17 protein-coding genes are annotated in these 21,909 nt (G+C 68.7%); 15 read left to right on the top strand and 2 right to left on the bottom strand.

Annotated features, from left to right (window positions below):
• Positions 1-84: 84 nt before the first annotated feature.
• Positions 85-3,963: a multifunctional oxoglutarate decarboxylase/oxoglutarate dehydrogenase thiamine pyrophosphate-binding subunit/dihydrolipoyllysine-residue succinyltransferase subunit gene (locus SD455_RS13880; RefSeq protein ID WP_311023838.1), complete on the bottom strand. Its 3,879-nt coding sequence runs from the start codon at positions 3,961-3,963 to the stop codon at positions 85-87.
• Positions 3,964-4,274: 311 nt separating this feature from the next.
• Here SD455_RS13880 and SD455_RS13875 point away from each other — a divergent pair, with 311 nt between their 5' ends.
• The 6 genes from SD455_RS13875 (at position 4,275) to SD455_RS13850 (ending at position 11,575) form a co-directional block, all read left to right on the top strand.
• Entirely contained in the window at positions 4,275-5,780 is a 1,506-nt protein-coding gene (locus SD455_RS13875) for a GMP reductase (protein WP_085437125.1), read from the top strand.
• 250 nt (positions 5,781-6,030) lie between these two features.
• Complete coding sequence (locus tag SD455_RS13870; RefSeq protein ID WP_070161739.1) at positions 6,031-7,437, top strand: hemolysin family protein; 1,407 nt, start codon at positions 6,031-6,033, stop codon at positions 7,435-7,437.
• A complete protein-coding gene (locus tag SD455_RS13865; protein ID WP_445508468.1) occupies positions 7,434-8,510 on the top strand; it encodes a hemolysin family protein in 1,077 nt (358 codons plus the stop codon). Before SD455_RS13870 ends, SD455_RS13865 begins: the two co-directional genes overlap by 4 nt.
• 143 nt (positions 8,511-8,653) lie before the next feature.
• Positions 8,654-9,658: a metal ABC transporter solute-binding protein, Zn/Mn family gene (locus SD455_RS13860; RefSeq protein WP_445508467.1), complete on the top strand. Its 1,005-nt coding sequence runs from the start codon at positions 8,654-8,656 to the stop codon at positions 9,656-9,658.
• Positions 9,651-10,634, top strand: a complete 984-nt coding sequence (locus tag SD455_RS13855; protein ID WP_237089925.1) for a metal ABC transporter ATP-binding protein — start codon at positions 9,651-9,653, stop codon at positions 10,632-10,634. The genes SD455_RS13860 and SD455_RS13855 overlap by 8 nt, the downstream gene beginning before the upstream one ends.
• Positions 10,631-11,575 carry a metal ABC transporter permease gene (locus SD455_RS13850; protein WP_139827572.1) on the top strand — a complete coding sequence of 315 codons (945 nt, stop codon included), beginning with the start codon at positions 10,631-10,633 and terminating at the stop codon, positions 11,573-11,575. Before SD455_RS13855 ends, SD455_RS13850 begins: the two co-directional genes overlap by 4 nt.
• Positions 11,576-11,612: 37 nt before the next feature.
• Here SD455_RS13850 and SD455_RS13845 read toward each other — a convergent pair whose 3' ends face one another.
• Positions 11,613-12,056: a Fur family transcriptional regulator gene (locus tag SD455_RS13845; protein WP_070161734.1), complete on the bottom strand. Its 444-nt coding sequence runs from the start codon at positions 12,054-12,056 to the stop codon at positions 11,613-11,615.
• A 184-nt stretch (positions 12,057-12,240) separates the two neighbouring features.
• On the opposite strand from SD455_RS13845, the gene SD455_RS13840 reads away from it, so the two are divergent.
• From SD455_RS13840 to SD455_RS13800, 9 genes are all read left to right on the top strand, one after another.
• Positions 12,241-13,482 carry an extracellular solute-binding protein gene (locus tag SD455_RS13840; protein ID WP_070161732.1) on the top strand — a complete coding sequence of 414 codons (1,242 nt, stop codon included), beginning with the start codon at positions 12,241-12,243 and terminating at the stop codon, positions 13,480-13,482.
• Complete coding sequence (locus SD455_RS13835) at positions 13,479-14,432, top strand: ABC transporter permease subunit (protein ID WP_083277707.1); 954 nt, start codon at positions 13,479-13,481, stop codon at positions 14,430-14,432. Before SD455_RS13840 ends, SD455_RS13835 begins: the two co-directional genes overlap by 4 nt.
• Positions 14,425-15,396 carry a carbohydrate ABC transporter permease gene (locus SD455_RS13830; protein WP_445508466.1) on the top strand — a complete coding sequence of 324 codons (972 nt, stop codon included), beginning with the start codon at positions 14,425-14,427 and terminating at the stop codon, positions 15,394-15,396. The genes SD455_RS13835 and SD455_RS13830 overlap by 8 nt, the downstream gene beginning before the upstream one ends.
• Before the next feature lie 35 nt (positions 15,397-15,431).
• Complete coding sequence (locus tag SD455_RS13825; protein WP_070161730.1) at positions 15,432-15,965, top strand: hypothetical protein; 534 nt, start codon at positions 15,432-15,434, stop codon at positions 15,963-15,965.
• Positions 15,962-17,554 (top strand): alpha-N-arabinofuranosidase, encoded by a 1,593-nt coding sequence (locus tag SD455_RS13820; RefSeq protein WP_445508465.1) that lies wholly within the window; start codon positions 15,962-15,964, stop codon positions 17,552-17,554. The genes SD455_RS13825 and SD455_RS13820 overlap by 4 nt, the downstream gene beginning before the upstream one ends.
• Before the next feature lie 239 nt (positions 17,555-17,793).
• Positions 17,794-19,116, top strand: coding sequence for an ABC transporter substrate-binding protein (locus SD455_RS13815; protein WP_070161774.1), 1,323 nt, complete (start codon positions 17,794-17,796; stop codon positions 19,114-19,116).
• Between the two features lie 109 nt (positions 19,117-19,225).
• Positions 19,226-20,326 carry a LacI family DNA-binding transcriptional regulator gene (locus SD455_RS13810; RefSeq protein WP_083277706.1) on the top strand — a complete coding sequence of 367 codons (1,101 nt, stop codon included), beginning with the start codon at positions 19,226-19,228 and terminating at the stop codon, positions 20,324-20,326.
• Positions 20,323-20,751, top strand: coding sequence for an HIT family protein (locus SD455_RS13805; RefSeq protein ID WP_070161728.1), 429 nt, complete (start codon positions 20,323-20,325; stop codon positions 20,749-20,751). The genes SD455_RS13810 and SD455_RS13805 overlap by 4 nt, the downstream gene beginning before the upstream one ends.
• A gap of 11 nt (positions 20,752-20,762) precedes the next feature.
• On the top strand, positions 20,763-21,854 hold the full coding sequence (locus tag SD455_RS13800; protein ID WP_445508464.1) for a LacI family DNA-binding transcriptional regulator: 1,092 nt from the start codon (positions 20,763-20,765) through the stop codon (positions 21,852-21,854).
• Positions 21,855-21,909 lie beyond the last annotated feature (55 nt).

Raw genomic sequence — 21,909 nt, 5'->3', positions numbered from 1 at the left:
CCATCTTGAGTCGGCCGGTCGGGGTCAGTGTGGAGTTCGGGTGCACCGCGGTAGCGTGGGTCGTCGTTCAGCGGCGATCGTCGTTCACAGGTCCAGGTGCGGGAAGGCCTGGGCGAGCAGCGTCTCCAGCTCCTTGGCGTGACGCCGGGCCTGACCGACGGACGTGGCCGCGGACTCCCCGCGGGAGACCAGCTGAAGCTCCTGGTCGAGCAGCGGCACCAGGCTGAGCCCCAGGAAGGGCCAGGGACCCTGGTTGACGGGCTCGTCCTGCGCGTAGATGAACTCGGCGTCGGCGGGGTAGGAGTCCAGCTCCTCGCGCAGCTGGTCCACCGGCAGGGGGTAGAGCTGCTCGAGCCGCACGATCGCCGTCGTCTGGTCGTCGTGCTTGGCCCGCGTGGCCACGAGGTCGTAGTACAGCCTCCCCGAGGTGATCAGCACGCGCTTGACCTGGGACTTGTCGACGCCGTCGTCTCCGATGACCTCACGGAAGGTGCCGGTGGTGAAGTCCTCGACGGAGTTCGCGGCGGCCTTGAGACGCAGCAGCTGCTTGGGGGAGAACACCACCAGCGGCCGGCGGGGCCGTGCCACCGCCTGACGGCGCAGCAGGTGGAAGTAGTTCGCACCGGTGGAGGGCATGACCACGGTCATGTTGTCCTCCGCGCACAGCTGCAGGAAGCGCTCCGGCCGACCGGAGGAGTGGTCCGGGCCCTGGCCCTCATAGCCGTGCGGCAGCAGCATCACGACCGAGGAGCGCTGGCCCCACTTCTGCTCGGCGGTGGCGATGAACTCGTCGATCACCGTCTGCGCGCCGTTGACGAAGTCGCCGAACTGGGCCTCCCACAGCACCAGGGCCTGGGGGTTCTCCACCGAGTAGCCGTACTCGAAGCCCAGGGCCGCATACTCGGAGAGCAGCGAGTCGTAGATGAAGAACCGCGCCTGGTCCTCGGTCAGGTTCTTCAGCGGGTACCACTCGTCGCCGTTGACCCGGTCGTGGAACACCGCGTGCCGCTGGACGAAGGTCCCGCGCCGTGAGTCCTGACCGGCCATGCGGACCTCGATGCCCTCCATCAGCAGCGAGCCGAAGGCCGCGATCTCGGCGAAGCCCCAGTCGATGCCGCCTTCGCGGGCCATCTTCGCCCGCTTCTCCAGCAGGGACTTCAGCTTCGGGTGGGCGGTGAAGCCGTCCGGGATGTTGGTGTGCACCTCGCCGATGTGTGCCAGCGACTCCTCGGAGACCGCGGTGTCGTCCGCAGCCCGGATCGGGGTGTCCTCCTCCAGCTCCGAGGCCGTCGGGGCGACGATGTCGCCGCCGCCGCTGGGCACGCTGACGGTCGAGACCGGCTGGGTCTGAGCCGCGTGGGTCTCGGTGAAGACACGCTCCAGGCGCTGGCGGAAGTCCTGCAGAGCCTGGTCCGCCTCGTCCTGGGTGATGTCGCCACGACCGACCAGATTCTCCGTGTAGAGCCGACGGGTCGACCGCTTGGCCTCGATGAGGTTGTACATCTTCGGCTGGGTCATCGCCGGGTCGTCGCCCTCGTTGTGGCCACGGCGGCGGTAGCAGACGAGGTCGATCACGACGTCCTTGTTGAACCGCTGCCGGTACTGGAAGGCCAGCGAGGCCACACGCGCGACCGACTCCGGGTCATCCCCGTTGACATGGAAGATCGGGGCCTGGATGGCCTTGGCCATGTCCGTGCAGTAGGTCATCGAACGGCCCGACTGCGGCGCGGTGGTGAAGCCGACCTGGTTGTTGACCACCACGTGGACGGTGCCGCCGGTGCGGTAGCCGCGCAGCTGGGACAGGTTCAGCGTCTCGGCGACCACGCCCTGCCCGGCGAACGCGGCGTCGCCGTGCACCAGCAGCGGCAGCACCGAGAAGGAGCTCAGGCCATCGGGCCCTCTGTCCAGGCGGTCCTGCTGGGCACGCACGATGCCTTCGAGCACCGGGTTGACCGCCTCCAGGTGGGAGGGGTTCGCAGCCAGGTAGACGCTGGTCGAATTGCCACGGTCAGAGGTGAACGAGCCGCGCGTGCCGAGGTGGTATTTCACGTCGCCCGAACCGATGCCCGCCTCGCGGCCCTCGAACTCGCGGAAGATCTGCGCGTACGTCTTGCCCGCGATGTTGGCGAGGACGTTGAGACGACCTCGGTGCGCCATGCCGATGGCCACCTCGTCGAGTCCCTCGTCGGCGGCTTCGGAGAGGATCACGTCCATCAGCGGGATCAGCGACTCGCCGCCCTCCAGGGAGAAACGCTTCTGCCCGACGAACTTCGTCTGCAGGAAGGTCTCGAAGGCCTCGGCGGCGTTGAGGCGTCCCAGGATGCGGAACTGCTCGTCACGCGACGGCTTCGAGTAGGGGTGCTCGATCTCGTCCTGGAACCACTGGCGTTCCTCCGGAGACTGGATGTGCATGTACTCGATGCCCGTGTTGCGGCAGTAGGTGTCCCGCAGCACGCCGAGGATGTTGCGCAGCGGCAGCATCTGCTTGCCGCCGAACCCTCCTGTGGGCCAGTCGCGGTCCAGGTCCCACAGGGTCAGGCCGTGAGACTCGATCTCGAGGTCCGGGTGCTCCCGCATCCGGTACTCCAGCGGGTCCACCGAGGCCATGAGGTGGCCGCGCACCCGGTAGGCGTGGATCAGCTGCTGGATCCGGGCGACCTTGTTGATCTGGTCCTCAGGGTTGACCTGGATGTCAGCCGACCAGCGGACGGGACGGTACGGGATGCGCAGCGCCTCGAAGATCTCGTCGTAGAAGCCGTCCTCGCCCAGGAGCAGCTGGTGGATGGTCTTCAGGAACTCGCCGGAGCCGGCGCCCTGGATCACCCGGTGGTCATACGTGGAGGTCAGCGTGATGACCTTGGAGACGGCGAGCTTGTTCAGCGTCTTCTCAGAGGCGCCCTGAAACTCGGCCGGGTACTCGAGGGCACCGACGCCGACGATGCAGGCCTGCCCCTGGGAGAGCCGGGGCACGGAGTGCACGGTGCCGATGCCGCCGGGGTTGGTCAGGGAGACCGTGGTGCCGGCGTAGTCGTCGGGCGTGAGCTTGTTGTCCCGGGCGCGCTTGACGACGTCGTCGTAGGCCGCCCAGAAGTCGGTGAAGCTCATGTCCTCGGCGCCCTTGATGTTGGGCACCACCAGGGCGCGCGTGCCGTCGGGCCGGGGCATGTCGATCGCGAGCCCGAAGTTCACATGCGCGGGCTGCACGGCGGCGGGCTTGCCGTCCTTGACGGTGTAGGTGACGTTCATCGACGGGTGGGCGCGCAGCGCCTTGACCATGGCGTAGCCGATGATGTGGGTGAAGGAGACCTTGCCGCCCCGGGTGCGCTTGAGGTGGTTGTTGATGACCACGCGGTTGTCGATCAGCAACTTCGCGGGCACGGCCCGCACCGTGGTCGCCGTCGGCACGGACAGGGAGGCGTCCATGTTGGCGGCGATGGCCTTGGACATCCCCTTCAGGACGGTGACCTCGTCCTGCTTCGTCTCCTTCGGCGCCTCGTCGCCCCGCGAGTCGGAGGGCTCGGAGGGGATGGGAGTGGTGCCGGAGTCCTTGGACTTCTTGGTGGTGGGCTGCTTGGGCGCCACGGGGCGGGTGCCGGTGGGGGACTTCTCCGTGGCGGGCTTCTGCTGGTGCTCCGGCTCGGCGGGCGTGGCCGTCATCGGGGTGCTCTCCTGCCGGGAGTCCTGCTGGTTCGTCGCAGCGGCCCGACGTTCGGCTGCGGTGCCGTTGCCGGAGCCGCCGGCCGGGGTCGACGAGGCGGAGGAGGCGGGGGCGGAGCTTCCGGAGGCGCCGTTGCCTGCCTGAGCGTCTTCGGCGGGGGACTCGCCCTCGAGTCGACGGAAGATGTCAGCCCACTTGCGGTCCACGGAGTCCGGGTCCGCCTTGTACTTGTCGTATATGTCGGCGACCAACCATTCGTTTCCGGGGAACTCCTCCGCGAGACGGCTGGACGTTAGCTCTGGCACTGTGGATACGCCTCTTCCATATGTGTTGTGTCGGTTCGCCGCACCGTGCGCGTGCATGTCCGGCCGAGATGCTCGGCAGGCGGTGCGATATTCCCACCAGGAGGGTCACGACGACGGCGTCCTCGCCGTCCGCCGGGCTCTCGCCCCGGCTGGCCGGAGACCCTCTCGGTCACCTCGTCCCAGCATAGTGACTTTCCTGACGGAGCCGCCACCGTGCGCGGTATCGTGTCTGATGCCGTGCGACACGTCCTCAGAGGGGCGGTGTCCCCGCGGCGCGAGCGCGAGACCCCGAAGGGCGGACGACCACCCCCATGAAGTTCCTCAACGAGCCCACCACCGACCTGACGTACGCCGACGTCTTCCTCGTCCCCTCCCGGTCCGAGGCGATGTCGCGGATGGAGGTGGACATCTCTGCCGACGACGGCACCGGATCGACCATTCCGCTGGTCGCGGCGAACATGACGGCGGTGACCGGCCGGCGCATGGTCGAGACGATGGCGCGCCGCGGCGGACTCGGAGTGCTGCCTCAGGACATCCCGCTGGAGGTGATCCGGCAGGTCACCGAATGGGTGAAGTCCTGCCACCCGGTCTTCGAGACGCCGCTGAAGGTCGGCCCCCAGGACACGATCCTCGACGTGCTGCACCTGTTGGACAAGCGGAACCATCGTTCGGTCTGCGTGGTGGACGAGGACCTGCGCCTGGCGGGGATCGTCACCGCCGAGGACGGCGAGGGACGTGACCGCTTCTCCTCCGTCGGTTCGGTGATGCGCATGCCGCAGGTGCGGTTCACCACGGCCGAGCTGGGGCTTCAGGATCAGGCCGGCGCCCAGGACGCCGAGGCTCTGGACGCCGGGCTCCGGCAGGCCTTCCTGGCCATGGACGAGCTCGGCTGCGACTACGCGCCGGTGACCACCTCCGACGGCACCCTGGCCGGCGTGCTGACGCCGCGCGGTGCGCTGCGCTCCACCCTCTTCGCCCCCAACCTGGACTCGGCGGGACGGCTGAAGGTCGCCGCCGCCGTCGGGATCAACGGGGATGTCGCGGGGCGGGCGGAGTCGCTGCTCGACGCCGGTGTGGACGTGCTGGTGGTCGACACCGCCCACGGCCACCAGCGCAAGATGTTCGAGGCGCTGCGGGCCGTCCGCGCCGTGGTGGACTCCCACGCCGAGGGCGGTCTTACGGTCCCCGTGGTCGCGGGCAATGTGGTGACCCCTGAGGGGGTGCGCGACCTGGTCGCCGCCGGCGCGGACATCGTCAAGGTCGGGGTGGGGCCCGGGGCGATGTGCACCACCCGCATGATGACGGCCGTGGGGCGGCCGCAGTTCTCCGCGGTGCTCGAATGTGCGGCCGCGGCCCGCGAGCTGGGACGGCACATCTGGGCGGACGGCGGTGTGCGGCACCCGCGGGACATCGCACTGGCGCTGGCCGCCGGTGCCTCGCAGGTCATGGTCGGCTCCTGGTTCGCCGGGACGTTCGAGAGCCCCGGTGATCTCATCGCCGAAGCCGACGGGCGCCGGTACAAGGAGAGCTACGGCATGGCCTCCGCCCGGGCCGTCCAGCATCGCACCGCCGGTGAGGACGCCTTCTCCCGTGCTCGGAAGAGTCTCTTCGAGGAGGGGATCTCCACCTCGAAGATGTACCTGGACCCGCAGCGGCCGGGTGTGGAGGACCTGCTGGACTCGATCACCGCCGGGGTGCGTTCGTCGATGACCTATGCGGGCGCCCGGGATCTGCCGCGCTTCCGCGAGCAGGCGGTCGCAGGTGTGCAGTCGGCGGCAGGCTACGAGGAGGGCAAGCCGGTCCCCACGACGTGGTGATCCGGGCGGCGGAGGCGCAGCGCCGGGGGACGCAGTGGTGCGGCCCCGGCGTCCCGCGCTACACTGCGAAGTCTTATGGAGTGTCGACAACCGGGCTCGCGCCTGATTCTCACTGTTCCTGCTCGCCTTCCGGTCCCGTCCACCGGTTGCAGGGCCTCGGCCCGCAGCCGTTCCGGACCACCCCGCTTCCCCGACCGTGCTCCGGCGTCCGTATGCCGGTCCGCGGAGTCGCGGAGGTGCAGCTGACCCCGTGGAATGGATTCTCCTGGGCGTCGGACTCCTGCTCATCCTGGGCACCGGATTCTTCGTCGCCGTCGAATTCTCCCTCGTAGCCCTCGACCAGCCGACGGTCCAGCGCGCCATCGACGACGGCGATCGCCGGGCGGTGCCGCTGATGCGCTGCCTGAAGTCGCTGTCCACCCAGCTGTCGAGCTGTCAGCTGGGCATCACGCTCACCACGCTGCTGACCGGGTATGTGGCCGAACCTGCCCTCGGGGTGCTCCTCGCCGGTCCGTTGGACATGCTGGGCGTGCCCGACCAGGCGGTCGGCGCCGTCTCGCTGACGATCGCCATGGCGATCGCGACGCTGGTGACCATGCTCCTGGGCGAGCTGGTCCCGAAGAACCTCGCCATCGCCGAGGCCTTCGCGATCGGGCGTGCGCTGGCCCGCCCGCAGCTGGTCTTCACCGCGATCTTCCGCCCGCTGATCGTGGTGCTCAACGGATTCTCCAACCAGGTCCTCCACCGCTTCGGCCTGGAGGTCAAGGAGGAGCTCTCGGGCGCCCGCACCCCGGAGGAGCTGTCCTCGATGGTGCGCCGCTCCGCCATGCTGGGCACCCTCGACGAGGGCACCGCGGCCTATCTGGACCGGACCCTGCGGTTCTCGGAGCGCACAGCCGCGGACGTGATGTCGCCGCGGCCGCGTATGGTGACCGTGGACGCAGAGGCCCCGCTGACCGAGCTCATCGATGTCGCCCGGCGCACCGGCTACTCCCGGTTCCCCGTGCTGGGGGAGTCCGTGGACGACGTCCGTGGCATCGCCCATCTGAAGAAGGCCGTGGCCGTGCCGCGTGACAAGCGCGCCGGGTTGGTGGCCGCGACCGTGATGACCGAGATCACGCGGATCCCTGAGACCATCCATCTGGACTCGCTGCTCTCGGTGCTCCGGGAGGCTCCGCTGCAGGTCGCCGTCGTCGTCGACGAGTACGGGGGCACGGCAGGCGTCGTCACCCTGGAGGACCTGATCGAGGAGATCGTCGGTGAGGTCGCCGACGAGCATGACCGGCTCACGCCCGGAGTGCTCCAGGCCGCTGACGGAGACTGGTACTTCCCGGGGCTGCTCCGCCCCGATGAGATCAACCCCCAGATCCTCGAGCTGGACATCCCTGAGGACCCGGCCTACGAGACCGCTGCGGGTTTCATGCTCGACCGCCTGGGCCGCGTGGCGGGCGTGGGTGACGAGACCGAGGTCGAAGGCGGCAGGCTCGTCGTCGCGGGGGTCGACGGGCGCCGGATCGACAGGATCCGTTTCGTCCCCGATCCCGAGGCCCGTCGGATAGCCGCCGAGGCCGCCGCTGAGCGTGCCCGGCGGGCAGCGGCGGAGCGTGCGGAGCACATGCGCGCCGCCGCCGACCGGAACGGAGGTGACCCGCGATGATCTCCGACGTGATGGGGATCGTCTGGCTGGTCCTCCTGCTTGCGGGCAATGCCTTCTTCGTCGCCGGCGAGTTTGCGGTGATGAGCGCTCGACGCAGCCAGATCGAACCGAAGGCGGGGGGCGGTTCCACGGCCGCGCGGACCGCTCTCTATGCCATGGAGCACGTCTCGCAGATGTTGGCGATCGCTCAGCTGGGCATCACGGTCTGCTCGCTGCTGATCCTGCAGGTCTCCGAGCCCGCCATCCATCATCTGCTGACCGAGCCGCTGATGTGGCTGGGCCTGAACCCGACGGCGGCCTCCGTGGCGGCCTTCCTGGTGGCGCTGGTGATCGTCTCCTTCCTCCATGTGACGCTGGGGGAGATGGTGCCGAAGAACTTCGCCGTCTCCGTGGCGGACCGCGCGGTGCTCATGCTGGCGCCTCCGATGGTCGTCCTCTATCGGATGCTCAAGCCGGTGATCGTCCTGCTCAACGTCTCGGCGAATCTCGTGCTGCGTCTGTTCGGTGTAACCCCCCGTGACGAGGTCGTCTCGACGTTCACGCTGGAGGAGATGCAGTCGATAGTGGCCGAGTCGACCCGCGGGGGGACGGTCCATGACGACGCCGGCGTCATCGCCGGTGCCCTGGTCTTCGGCGACTACACGGCGGAGTCTGTGATGGTTCCTGTCGAGGATGTGGTCACCGTGCCGGCCGACGTCACACCGAAGCAGGTGGAGAAGGCGGTGGGACGCACGGGCTTCTCGCGCTTCGTCGTCGTCGACGGGGGCGGTGAGATGACCGGGTACGTCCACCTCAAGGACGTGATGAGCCTGCCCGAGTCCCAGGTGGGGGAGCCCATGCCGGTGACGGCGGTCCGATCGCTGGGCAACATGGCCCCGGCGGACGAGATCGAGGACTGTCTGGCCCAGATGCAGCGCACGGGCTCACACCTGGCCCGTGTCATCGACGCCGGCGGCGAGACGCGGGGTGTGCTCTTCCTGGAGGACGTCCTGGAGGTGCTGGTGGGGGAGATCCACGACGCCACCCAGTCTCGGGATTCACGCCGCCGGCACCGGGTCGGCGAGGACGGCTGAGGGCGTGCGGGCGGACCACAGAGGACGGCACTCACTGCGCAGATGAGATTTGTTCTCAACATCGAGCAGGCGTACGCTGTAGTGCGCCGCGGGCATGCAGCTGTCCGCCGGTCGACCCACCCTCCGAGATAGAGAGTCCGACCATGACCCTGAGCCGTTCTGCAGACTCCGCGCCCGCCGTGACCGTCGCTGGCCGAGCGTCCGGACTGACGCGCGTCGGCACCCTGCGTGCCGCCGGGCTGCTGACGGCGGTGACCCTGACCCTGACTGCTTGTGGGGGCGGCGGCGAGACTGCCGACGACGTCAGCTCCAGCGACGGTGAGGACACGGGCCTGGTCATCATCGCCTCCACCGACGTCTACTCGGATCTGGCGGAGAAGGTCGTCGGCGACACGGCCGAGGTGGACGCCATGGTGGACAACCCGGCGATGGATCCGCACTCCTATGAGGCCACTCCGCAGGACCGCCTGAGCATCGAGAAGGCCGATGTGATCATCGCCAACGGCGGAGGCTACGACCCCTTCATCACCCGGCTGGCCTCCTCAGCGGGCAAGGACGACCTCGTCTACCAGGTCATCGACGGGGAGAACCATCACGCCCACGAGTGGACGGGCAGCTATGAGAACGAGCACGTCTGGTACGACCTGTCCCTGATGGCCGAGGTCGTCCGCGACTTCGGCGAACACATGAGCGACCTCGCCCCGGAGAACGCCGACCTCTACGGGGAGAATGCTGAGTCGACCGCGCAGCAGCTCGAGGAGCTGGATGAGCGCAACCGCGCCCTCGGCGCCGACGGGCTCGGCTTTCTGGCCACAGAGCCCGTCTCGCAGTTCCTGCTGCTCGACGCCGGCTTCGACGATCTCACCGAGGAGCAGTTCCTGGCGGCGGTGGAGCACGGCGACGACGTCGCACCGCGCATCTATCAGGACGCGCTCGACACGGCCACCGGTGATGACATCGACATGCTCGCCTACAACGAGCAGACGGAGACCAACCAGTCTCTGCAGATCCGCCAGGCCGCTGAGGATGCCGGGGTCCCGGTGGTCGAGTTCTCCGAGACCCTCCCTGACGACATCGACGACTACCTCGAGTGGATGGAGCACAACATCGACCAGGTCGAGGAGATCGTGGAGGCAGCCGGTGAGTGATCGCGCCGGTGCCTCGGCGGCGCTGTCCCTCGACGGCGCCGGCATCGCCTTCCATGGCCGCACGCTGTGGGAGGGGCTCGACCTGGACCTGTCCCCGGGGGAGTTCCTCGCCGTGCTCGGTCCCAACGGGGCCGGCAAGTCCACGCTGTTGAAGGTCCTCCTGGGCCTCCAGCGGCTCAGCGCCGGCGACGTCCGTGTGGCCGGCCGTGCCGTGCGCCGCGGCAGCAGCGACGTCGGCTACATCCCTCAGCAGCACGCTCTGCCGGCGGAGACGCCGTTGCGCGCTCGCGACCTCGTCGCACTCGGGCTGGACGGGCACCGTTTCGGCTTCCGGATGCGCCCCCGCGCCCAACGCCGCCGGGTCGACGGGCTTCTCGAGGAGGTCGGCGCCACCGAGTATGCCGACATGCCGGTCGGGCTCCTCTCCGGGGGCGAGCAGCAGCGCCTGCGCGCCGCCCAGGCCCTGGCCTCCGATCCCGCTGTGCTGCTGTGCGACGAGCCCCTGCACTCCCTGGACCTCCATCATCAGCAGGCCATCACCGACCTCATCCAACGTCAGGCCACGGAGCGTGGCGCCGCCGTCGTCTTCGTCACCCATGAGATCAATCCGGTCGTCGAGCATGTGGACCGGGTGCTCTACATCGCTCGCGGCAGACATCGGATCGGCCCGACCCGTGATGTGATGCGCTCCGAGGTGCTCAGCGAGCTCTACGACGCACCCATCGACGTGATCGAGCATCGAGGGCGTCTGGTGGTGATGTCCCATCATCTCGAAGGCCACCACTGCGCGCCCGGTCACAGTGCCGACCCGAGCGCCGCTCACGGCGGGGAGCCCGGCGGCCTGGCGCCGGAGGACCCGCGGGTCGGCGTCGGGCCCCACATCCACGACGACGACCACGAGACCCATCAGCATGCCGCCCCGCATGACGTCGCCGAGCGTGCGACGCCCGGCCGCAGGACAGGAGCCGCCCGATGATCGAGCAGATCTCCTCCTCGTTCAGCACCGACGGCTATTGGGAGCTGTTCGGCCTGGTCCGCAACTCCGTCATCACCGCTGCGGTCCTCGGCCTGATGGGCGGGGTCATCGGCGTGCTGATCATGCTGCGTCGCACAGCCCTGGTGGTGCATGGGATCGCGGAGATCTCCTTCGCGGGCGCGGCGCTGTTCCTGCTCATGGGCCTGGACGTCGTGCTCGGCTCGGCCATCGGCGCGGTGGGCGTTGCGCTGCTGATCGGCGTGCTGAGCCTCAAGGACAAGGACACCAGTGCGGTGACCGGTGTGCTGATGCCCTTCGGCCTGGGGCTGGGCATCCTGTTCCTGTCGCTGTATCAGGGTCGTTCCGCCAACCGCTTCGGCCTGCTCACGGGGCAGATCGTCGGCGTGGACGATATGCAGACCCGCACGCTGGTGATCGGTGCCCTGGTGATCACCGCGGTGGTCGCCCTCCTCTGGCGGCCTCTGCTCTTCTCCTCGATCGACCCTCAGCTCGCCCAGGCGCGGGGGGTGCCCGTCAATGCCCTGTCGCTCGTGTTCATGGTGCTGCTGGGCGGGGCAGTGGCGATGTCCGTCCAGGTCGTGGGCGCCCTGCTGGTGCTCTCCCTGCTGGTGGTCCCTGCCGCGGCGGCCCTGAAGGTCACCGCACGCCCGGGGATGGCGGTGGCGCTGTCGATGGTCTTCGCCCTGATCTCCGCCGTCGGAGGCATCATGCTGGCCCTGACCGGCCAGATTCCGATCAGCCCCTACATCACCACGATCTCATTCATGATCTACCTGGTGTGTCTGTTCATCGGTCGGGGGCGACGTCTGCGCCGGCAGGAGCAGGCGGCCCGGGTCATGGCTGGGCCTGGGGGTGGCGGACCGGCCGGAGTCGGTGTCGCAGGCGAGGAGCCTTCGCCGACGGTTCCCGCACGCGCCTGACGGAGGCCGGGCCGGCGCAGGCCCGGCCGGGGCCGCCTCAGGCGTTCTCGCCCTGCTCTGCCTGCCTGGCCGCGCAGGCCTCACAGAGGCCGAAGATCTCCAGGGTGTGCCGCACGTCGGTGAACCGGTGCTGCCTCGCCAGCGTCTCCGTCCATTCCTCGATGTCGGGCGCCTCGAACTCCACTGCCAGCCCGCAGCCGCGGCAGACCAGATGATGGTGGTGCTCGTCGCGGGCGCAGAGCCGATACACCGCTTCGGTGTCGTCCGGGCGCAGGACGTCCACCAGGCCCTCCTCCTGATGGGCCTGCAGGATCCGATAGACGGTGGCCAGAGAGACCTTCTCGCCGCGGTCCTCGAGGATGCGGTGCAGGTCCTGCGCGCTGACGAAGTCCTCGAGCGAGTTCAGTGCGGCCCAGACGGCCCGCTTCTGGCGGGTGGAGCGCCCCCGCACAGGGGGCGTCGTCGCGTTCTCAGCAGTCACAGGTCTCGTCCTCGCTCGGGTGAGGTGGGCTCCGGCATCCCTCCAGCGTAACAGCGGCTCACGGGGCGTCCGGGTGGCGCCGGGCCGACGAGCTGACTCCCTCGCACCCTTGACTCCGGCATGTGACCTCCACTACTTTATCGATAAATCATTGTGGTCTGCACAACACGTCGGAGGGAAGCTCATGAGACGACGATCCCGCCTGGCCGGACTCGCCGCCGCAGCCCTGGTGCTGCCGCTGGCGGCCTGCGGCGAGGGAGAAGGCGAGGAGCCGCTCCAGTTCTGGAACCTGCTCAGCGGGGACGACGGTCGCTTCATGCAGCAGATCGTCGCCGACTACAACGCCACGGACCCGGAGATTCCGGTCTCCTTCCAACCCGCGCCGCGGGACGACATGTACATGCGGATGTACTCGGTGGCCCGGGCTGGTGCTGACATCCCCGATGTCGTGCTCGTCCACAATCTGGCCATTGCGGAGCTGGCGAGCAACGAGATCCTCACGCCGATCGAGCCGCTCCTGGAGATGGAGTCCGGGCTCACCGCGGAGAACTACCTGGAGCCGGCCTGGCAGGCGGGGGAGTATGACGGGGCGCAATGGGCGGTGCCGTTGGACCTCCATGGCCTGGTCACGTATTACAACGATGAACTCCTGGAGGACCTGGATCTCGAGCACATCCTCGATGACGATCTCGTCACGGTCGAGGAGATCATGGATCTCGAGGGCCAGCTCCCTGAAGGGGTGTACGCGACGACGACCTTCTTCGCCCCCCTGCTGGTCTACAACTGGCAGTACAACATCGGCGAGGGCGTCGGGGACGGCGCCGAGGACATCGACTTCTCTGCGGAGCCCTATGTGCAGGCCCTCGAAGCCATCCAGGGCATGCAGGAGGCCGGGCTGATGGCCCCGGAGGACGCCGACTCCGCCCAGGTATTCCGCAGCGGACGTGCGCTCTTCCACCCCTCCGGGACCTGGGAGATCAGCGGCCACGACGACGTCGAGGGCTTCAGCTGGGACCTGACGCACAGCATGCAGATCGATCCGGAGAACGCCGTGAACCACTTCGAGTCCCATGCCTTCGTCCAGATGGCCGACGACGACCGCGATCCCGAGCGGGATCGAGCAGTCGCGGACTTCCTGGAGTTCGTCCGCACCCATTCGCTGGGCTGGGCCGAGGCGGGGCAGATCGTGGCCAGTCGGGACACGTTCGACAGCGAGGCCTACCAGGATCACCCCCAGTCCTTCTTCACCCGTCCGGAGAACGAGGAGCTGCTGGTCACGGACAACTTCGAGTACGCCCCCTACGTCGGGGAGGCGATCTGGGACGAGACGCCGAACGTGGCCTTCGGACGGCACAGCATCGAGCAGGCCGTCGAGCGGATGAACGAGACCACCCGGGCCCGCATCGAGATGGTGGAGGCACCATGACCACGACCACGACTGCACGAGCGCAGCGCGGCGGCGACCGCCGCGCGACCCGGCCGCCGAGCCGTCTCCCGCAGGGCCTGCGGGCCTGGTTCCGCGCGATTCCCTTCATGGGGCCTCACCTGGTCCTCTTCGCCGTCTTCGGGCTGTTCCCGGCCTGCTTCGGCATCTACGTGGCCTTCACGCAGTGGAACCTCATCGGGGATCCGCAGTGGGTCGGCCTGGACAACTTCCGGGTGCTCTTCGACACCGACCACGCCTTCCACCGCATCTTCATGAACGGCCTGTGGAACACGATCCTCTTCGTGGTCGTGGGCGTTCCGCTGCTGATCGCTGTGCCCCTGGTGCTGGCTGTCATGCTGTCCCGCAAGGACCTGCGGGGAGCCAATGTCTTCCAGGGCATCTTCTTCGTGCCCGGCCTGATCGCGGTCTCCGCCGCGGCGATCGCCTGGAACCTGGTGTTCAACCGCGAGTTCGGGCCGATCAACCACTATCTGGGCACGGACATCAGCTTCACGACGACTCAGCCCTGGGCCTGGACGACGATCTTCGTGCTCACCGTCTGGGCCGGCATCGGGGGCAACCTCATCATCTATCGCTCGGCGATCTCCGCCGTGCCCCAGGAGCTCTATGAAGTGGCCTCCATCGACGGCGCCGGGGCGGTGCGCTCCTTCTTCAACGTCACGCTGCCCTCGATCCGGCTGCCGCTGCTCTACACCACGGTGATGACCACCACCGTCTCCTTCAACGTCTTCGCCCAGCCGCTGATGCTCACAAACGGCGGTCCCGCCGACAGCACCACGGTGCTGATGATGGAGGTCCGCGACCTGGCCTTCGGCGGCGGTCCCTCGATCGCGGGCGTCGCCTCCGCCATGGCCGTGCTCCTCGGGCTGGTGCTCATGGCGATCTCCGCGATCCAGTTCTTCATCATGTACAGGAGGACCGATGTCTGACACGGCCGTCATCCAGACCGACCAGCGGGCGCCCGGACGTGGCGGCGCCGATGGCGTGCCCGGGCAGCCGCACCCGGTGACGGGGCGTCCTCGGCCGGGGAAGGGCTCGACCCTCGGCAGCCCCATGCGCTCCAAGCTGGCCCTGACCATCACCTACGTGGTGCTGCTGGCGCTGGCCCTCATCTGGCTCCTGCCGGTGGTCTTCGCCCTGTCCACCTCCTTCAAATCGCCCACCGAGTTCGCCTTCGAGTCCTTCCGGCTGCTGCCGGCCCAATGGGTGGCCGACAACTACGTCTCGCTGCTCAACGATGTGGCCGGGTACCCGGTGCTGCGGTGGTTCTGGAACTCCATGTTCATCTCCACCATGCATGCGCTGCTGACCGTCGTGGTGGTGTCCATCGCCGGCTACGGATACTCCCGTCTGGACTTCCCGGGCAAGGACGTCCTGTTCTTCACGCTGCTGGCCATCTCGCTGTTCCCGGTCATCGCGAACCTCATTCCCCTCTACGAGATCGTGTCCCGACTGGGATGGGTGAACTCTCCGTGGGCGATGATCGTCCCCGGCCTGGCGGGAGTGGCGAACATCTTCCTGGTGCGGGCCTTCCTCGCCGGGATCCCCAAGGAGATGGACGACGCCGCGCGCATCGACGGTGCCGGCGACTTCCAGATCTTCTTCCGGATCGTGCTGCCCATGATCCGGCCGATCCTCATCGTCATCTTCCTGTTCGCCTTCACCGGCTCCTGGAACGACTTCCTCTGGCCGTTGATCGTGTTCAACGACGTGGACCAGATGCCCATCACGGCCGGGCTCCAGCTGCTGCAGAACATGCTGGCCGAGTACGACCGAACAGGGCAGCTCATGGCCTCGGCGGTGATGGCGATGATTCCGACCCTGATCCTCTTCCTGGTGGCCCAGAGGTACTTCGTCAGCTCGCTGAGCATGTCCTCCGGGATCAAGGGGTGAGCGCCATGGGCCTGCTCCGCCGCTCTAGGCCTCCGGTGACGGACGCAGCGGGTGCGCCGTGCGATCCCTCGGACGGGCCCGCGGCGCATGAGGCACCTGTCCGTGGTGAACGTCCGCCGCGCCGCCGCGCAGAGCGGGCGCTGCTGGCCGTCGCCGCCGGATGGAACGGGCTGTTGGCCGTGCTGACGCTGTTTCCGTATCAGTATTGGTTCGCCTCCAGCGGCTACCAGGGGCTGGAGGACGCCGAGGCCCTCGGCTCGGCCTCCATGGTCACCGAGGTGGCCGCCGTCGTGCGCACCTACGGCATCGCCGTGCTCCTCGGGGCGCTGCTGACCGCCGTCGTCGCCTGGCGGTTGAAGCTCCAGCACAGCCGCGCGGTCACCTGGTGGCTGATCGCCTGTGTGGTCGGGACATTCCTGACCCGGGATGTGGTCAGCGTGCTGCTGTTCAGCGTCTGCCTGGCCGTCTACCTCTCGAGGTCCCGGGCGCTGCGACTCCACGCCCAGGCTCAGCGGCAGGCGGACGTGACCGCCTCCCACCCACTCACCCCCGACCAAGGAGACCGATGACCTCCCCCGTGACCTCTCCCGCGACCACTGCGGCGGGACCTGCCGACGTATCCGCACCCGACCCTGTGCCGGCCCCCGCCCTGACGGCTGTTGTCGACGTCGACGTCCCAGGCCCCACCATCAGCCGCCATGTCTACGGGCACTTCGCCGAACATCTGGGCAGGTGCATCTACGACGGGTTCTGGGTGGGGGAGGACTCGGAGATCGAGAACATCGGCGGCATCCGCGCCGATGTGGTGGAGGCGCTGCGCGCCATCGCGATCCCGAATCTGCGGTGGCCCGGTGGATGCTTCGCCGACGAATACCACTGGACCGATGGGATCGGCCCCCGTCGTGAGCGCCCGCGGATGGTCAACACTCACTGGGGTGACGTGGAGGAGAACAACCACTTCGGCACTCATGAGTTCATGGCGCTGTGTGAACTCCTCGGCACCGAGCCCTACATCTCCGGCAACGTCGGCTCGGGGACCGTGAAGGAGACCAGCGACTGGGTCGAGTACCTGACCCGCGCCGGGGACTCGCCGATGGCCCGACTCCGGGGTGAGAACGGGCGTCAGGAGCCCTGGAACGTGACCTTCTTCGGCATCGGCAACGAGCCCTGGGGCTGCGGAGGAAACCTCACCGCGGACCAGTTCAGCACCCTGGCCCGGCAGCATGCCACCTATGCCCGGGACCACGGGAAGGACCGTCTGTATCGGGTGGCCGCCGGGGGCAACGAGGCTGACTATGCCTGGACCGAGGTGCTCATGAAGCAGCTCGCGAGCGGGCTGGGAGACCCCGCACCGCGGGACCTGTACCAAGCGATCTCCTTCCACTACTACACGATGTCCGGCTCCTGGATGGACAAGGGCTCGGCCACGGAGTTCACAGACCGGGAGTATTGGGCGACGATGGCCCGCGCCCACCGGGTGGGGGAGCTGATCGCCGGCCATGCCGCTGTGATGGACGCCTATGACCCGACGAAGAAGGTCGGGCTCGCCCTGGACGAGTGGGGGACGTGGTGGAACGTCGAGCCCGGCACGAATCCCGGCTTCCTGCACCAGCAGAACACGCTGCGCGACGCGCTCGTGGCGGCAGTCCACTTCGAGGCCTTCCACTCTCACGCCGATCGTCTGCGGTTGGCCAACATCGCCCAGACGGTCAACGTGCTGCAGTCGATGGTGCTCACCGACGGGCACCGGCTGGTGCTCACCCCGACCTATCACGCCTTCGCGATGGACGTGGGTCATCATGACGCCGCCCATCTGCCCGTGCGTCCGGTCGGGGACGTCGCGCAGCGAGAAGCGGACGGGCGGGTCGTGCCCACGGTCACCGCCACGGCTTCCACGAAGGCAGGAGCCGTGACGGTGACCGCTGCGAACCTTGATCCTGATGCCGGTGCGACGGTGGAGCTGCGGCTCCGGGGCCATGGGCCGCTGGAGCTCAGCCAGGCGTCGGTCCTGACCGCAGGAGACCCTCGGGAGCACAACACGGCCGAGGAGCCGGAGCGGGTGGCGCCCGTGCCCTTCGAGGGGGCGACCTGGTCGGGAAGCACGCTGCGTCTGGAGCTTCCTCCCACCTCCTATGTGAGTCTTCGTCTGGTCGGCTGAGGCCCGGGTCCGATGAGCCGAGGCGGCGGATCTCTGGATCGAGGGATCCGCGTCGACCCCTTGACGCGGTGAAACGATTCAAATACTGTCACGATAAACCTGTGATGCACACCACAGGAGCTCGGGCCCTCCTGGCGGGGAAGGCCGCTGCAGGAGGCCCGGGCCGAGACCAGACGCACCGCATGAGCGGTCCGCGCCGTCCGCACGGTCGGCGTCGGGACATCGAAGGGGAGAAGCACATGACCACCAGGAACTCTGCCATCGACACCGGCCCATCGGCGCCTCGGCCCCGCTGGACGCGCCTCGCCGCCGTCGGCTGCGCCGGCGTCATCGCCCTCACCGCCTGCGGGGGCGACGGTGGGGCAGCCTCGGGGGAGGGCGGCGACGTCACGCTGCGGTTCGCCTGGTGGGGCGCAGAGCACCGCAACGCCCTCACCGAGGAGATCGTCGCACTCTACGAGGAGCAGAACCCGCATGTGACGATCTCCACCGAGTACTCGGACTGGGAGGGGTACTGGGATCAGCTGGCCACGCAGACTGCCGGAGGAGGCGCGCCCGACGTCATCCAGATGGACGACACCTACCTGCGTGAATATGCCGACCGCGGTGCGCTGCTGCCGATGGACGACCTCGACACCTCCGGGTTCGAGCAGGACGTGGTCGACAACGGCACCACCGAGGACGGCCTGATGGGCATCACCACCGGGATCAACACGATGGCAGTCCTGGCCAACCCGGACCTCTTCGAGGATGCGGGGCTGGAGATCCCCGACGACACGACGTGGACCTGGGAGGACTACGCCGACCTCACCTCCGAGCTCAATGAGACGCTCGGTGACGGCTACTGGGGTGATGGTGGCGTCCCGCAGACGGTGGACCTGCAGATCTGGCTGAGGCAGCAGGGCAAGAACCTGACCACCGACGACGGAGAGCTCGGCTTCACCGTCGAAGACGCAGAGGAGTACCTCGAGTTCCAGCAGGAGCTCGTGGAACGGGGATCTTACCCGCCGGCCTCGATCATGCAGGAGGAGTCCAATGCTGCCCCGGGGGAGTCGATCTTCGAGCAGAGCGAGCAGGCCGTCGGTCGGTGGTGGAGCAACATGGTCCCGGGACTCTCGGATCTCGCCGGCGTCGACTTCGAGCTGCTGCGCTACCCCTCGGCCACCGGAAGCAGTGAGGACAACGGCCTGTGGTTCAAGGCCACGATGATGTTCTCGGTGACGTCCCAGACGGAGCACCCGGAGGAGGCGCAGGCCTTCGTGGACTTCCTGGTGAACTCCGAGGAGGCCGCGGAGATCACGGGCATGGATCGTGGTCTGCCGGCCAATGAGGTCAGTCGGGAGGTGGTGCTCGACCAGCTGGAGGGCCAGGAGCTGGCCGTGGCAGAGTTCATCGAGGAGGTCGAGGATGAGATCGGCGAGGCTGAGCCCGTGCCGGCCCTGGGCTTCTCGGGTCTGCAGGACATCGCCTACCGCTACTGCGACGAGGTCTTCTTCGACCGGCTGAGCCCGGCGGAGGCGGCGGAGCGGATGCACGCAGAGATGCAGGACGCGATCAGCTGACCGCAGGGCCTCGGAGGGGGCGGCGCGGGAGATTGCTAGCATGCCAAGTGCGCGCGGCTCCGGCCCAGGAGCGTGATCGGCGGCAGGACGGCGAACAGGAGGCACTGCGGTGGCCACGGTGAGGATGAGCGACGTCGCGCGGGCCGCCGGGGTCTCCACCATGACGGTGTCCAACGTCGTCAACGGCCGGCCCGGGGTCAGCGAGGAGGTTCGGCGGCGGGTGCTGCGGCAGCTCGCCGAGACCGGCTATCGGATGAACGTCTCGGCACGGAATCTGCGGTCCGGGCACAGCGGCGTCATCGGGCTGGCCGTCCCCGGCCATGATGTGCCCTACTTCGCCGCGCTGGCGACCCACGTCGCCCAGGAGGCCGAGCGGCGCGGATATCGGGTGGCCGTCGAACAGACCGGGGCCAAGGAGGCGGGCGAGGTCGCCGCCATCCGCTTCTCGCAGGCGATGGACTATGACGGACTCATCCTCAGCACCGTCGGCATGGACCTGGAGAAGCTCGACGTCGGCCAGGCGTTCCCGATCGTCCTGCTGGGGGAGCGGGAGAATCCCACCGCGGCAGACCATGTCAGCATGGCCAACCATGCCGGCTCACGGGCGGCGGTCGAGCATCTGGCAGCTCAGGGTGCGGGCCGCATCGCCTTCATCGGAGGGCCGGAGACGGCCGAGCAGACGATCCACAGCCTGCGTCTGGGAGGCTGGAGGGAAGGGCTTCAGGATGCGGGCCTCGCCTGCAGTCCTGAGCTGATCTTCGAGGCCCCCGAGGTCACGATGGAGGCCGGACGACGCGCAGGCCGGAGGGTCGCCGAGAGGATCCTCGCCGATCGTGCCGCGGGCCGGGACCCGATCGAGGCGGCGTTCGCGATCACCGACTCGGTGGCTCTCGGTGCGGTCCGTGGCCTGGCCGACGGAGGGCTCCGCGTGCCGGAGGATCTGCTGCTGGTCGGCTTCGACGACATCCCTGAGGCCGCGATGGCGGTGCCGTCGCTGAGCTCCGTGGCCCCTGACATGTCGTGGACTGCGCGGCGCGCTGTGGAGCTGCTGCTGGAGCGCCTCGGAGGTCAGGACGGTCCGACGGCAGGCTCCCCGCCGGCCGGGCGGGAGGAGACCATCCCGTGGATCCTCCAGGTGCGAGAGTCCTCCTCGCCGGTACGATCGAAGCAGGAGCGTCAGCTGACCGACCCGACAGGAGCCGCATCATGAGCACCGTGTTCACCAAGATCATCCAGGGAGAGCTGCCCGGTCGCTTCGTCTGGCAGGACGAGGTCTGCGTGGCGTTCCTGAGCATCGCTCCACTGGCCTACGGGCATACGTTGGTGGTCCCGCGTCAGGAGATCGACCGGTGGACCGATGCCGACGCCTCGTTGGTGGCCCATCTGATGCATGTCGCCCACCGCATCGGCAAGGCCCAGGTGGAGACCTTCGGCTCGCAGAGGGCCGGTCTGACGATCGCCGGATTCGAGGTCGATCACCTTCACGTGCATGTCTGGCCCTCGAACTCGATGGCGGACCATGACTTCGACCGGGCGATCAGTGCACCCGACTCCGAGGCCATGGATGAGGCCGCAGAGAAGCTGCGTGTGGCCCTGCGCCTGATGGGCGATGCCGACTCCGTGCCCTCCGACTGAGCGCCACGCCCATGGCGAGCAGCTCCCGGCGCCCCTCCGGGCGGGCGCCGTCGATGATCGACGTGGCCCGGGCGGCCGGGGTCTCGCATCAGACGGTCTCTCGGGTGCTCAACACCCCGGACGCCGTCCGCGAGGACACCCGACGTCGGGTCGAGCAGGCGATGCGCGGCCTGGGGTATCGGCGCAACAGCACGGCACGGGCCCTGAAGACCCGCCGGACCGGACTCATCGGCGTCGTGAGTCCCGGCGACTCGACCTTCGGTCCCAGCCGTATGACGCTCGCGATCGAGGAGGCCGCCCGCGAGGCCGGCTATGCGACAGCGCTGAGCGTGGTCCGGGACCCGGATCCGACCTCCGTGGACGAGGCGCTCGAATTCTTCCTCGACCGCGGCATCGACGGAATCGTCGTCATCGCCCCGGTGGTGGCGATGGCCGAGGCGGCACGGCAGATCTCCCGGACCGTCCCGGTGGTCGTGCTGGCCTCCGCCGCCGAGCAGACCCCCGACATGCAGGTGCTCGGGATCGACCAGGTCGCCGGGGCGCGGATGGCCGTGCGGCACCTCCGGCAGGGCGGACGGGAGCGCATCGCCCATGTCTGCGGCCCGGAGGAGTACCACGACGCCCAGGGACGGATCATCGGATGGCGCGAGGAGCTGCGTGACGCCGGGCTGCCGCTGCTGCCGCTGGCTCGGGCCGGGGGATGGTCGGCCGCCGACGGTCATGCCGCCGCCCGCAGGGTGCTCGCCCGCAAGGGCGGCGATCAGGGGGGAGGCGAGGCCCCTGATGCGATCTTCGCGGCCAATGACCACCTCGCGCTCGGCGTCGTGCAGGCCGTGCGGGAGGCTGGGCTGAGCGTGCCCGAGGATGTCGCGGTCGTCGGCTTCGACGACGTCGACGGCGCCGACTTCTTCTCCCCTCCGCTGACCACGGTCCGCCAGCCCTTCGAAGAGGCCGGGGCCGCGGCCCTCGGGGCGCTCTTCGGAGCAGGCGCGGGGGGCCCCGACGGCGCCACCGTGCCCCGGGTGCGTCGAGGGGCGTCCTCCGGATCGAGCCGCGGGCCGTCTCTGATCCAGCCGCGCCTGGTGGTCCGCGCCTCGGGTTGAGGTCGACCGCCGGAGCAGGGCGGGGGTGGCGCAGGCCACATCACAATGTTAACGT

It is taken from the genome of Nesterenkonia sp. K-15-9-6 (assembly GCF_052656005.1).
The sequence above is the reverse complement of the archived record's forward strand: the minus strand, read 5'-3'. Positions and strand labels throughout refer to the sequence as shown.

Excerpts from the sequence above, each read along its gene's own strand:
- SD455_RS13875 (WP_085437125.1), top strand. The coding sequence starts at position 4,275 with ATGAAGTTCCTCAACGAGCCCACCACCGACCTGACGTACGCCGACGTC.
- SD455_RS13865 (WP_445508468.1), top strand. The coding sequence starts at position 7,434 with ATGATCTCCGACGTGATGGGGATCGTCTGGCTGGTCCTCCTGCTTGCG.
- SD455_RS13860 (WP_445508467.1), top strand. The coding sequence starts at position 8,654 with ATGACCCTGAGCCGTTCTGCAGACTCCGCGCCCGCCGTGACCGTCGCT.
- SD455_RS13850 (WP_139827572.1), top strand. The coding sequence starts at position 10,631 with ATGATCGAGCAGATCTCCTCCTCGTTCAGCACCGACGGCTATTGGGAG.
- SD455_RS13840 (WP_070161732.1), top strand. The coding sequence starts at position 12,241 with ATGAGACGACGATCCCGCCTGGCCGGACTCGCCGCCGCAGCCCTGGTG.
- SD455_RS13835 (WP_083277707.1), top strand. The coding sequence starts at position 13,479 with ATGACCACGACCACGACTGCACGAGCGCAGCGCGGCGGCGACCGCCGC.
- SD455_RS13830 (WP_445508466.1), top strand. The coding sequence starts at position 14,425 with ATGTCTGACACGGCCGTCATCCAGACCGACCAGCGGGCGCCCGGACGT.
- SD455_RS13820 (WP_445508465.1), top strand. The coding sequence starts at position 15,962 with ATGACCTCCCCCGTGACCTCTCCCGCGACCACTGCGGCGGGACCTGCC.
- SD455_RS13815 (WP_070161774.1), top strand. The coding sequence starts at position 17,794 with ATGACCACCAGGAACTCTGCCATCGACACCGGCCCATCGGCGCCTCGG.
- SD455_RS13805 (WP_070161728.1), top strand. The coding sequence starts at position 20,323 with ATGAGCACCGTGTTCACCAAGATCATCCAGGGAGAGCTGCCCGGTCGC.
- SD455_RS13800 (WP_445508464.1), top strand. The coding sequence starts at position 20,763 with ATGGCGAGCAGCTCCCGGCGCCCCTCCGGGCGGGCGCCGTCGATGATC.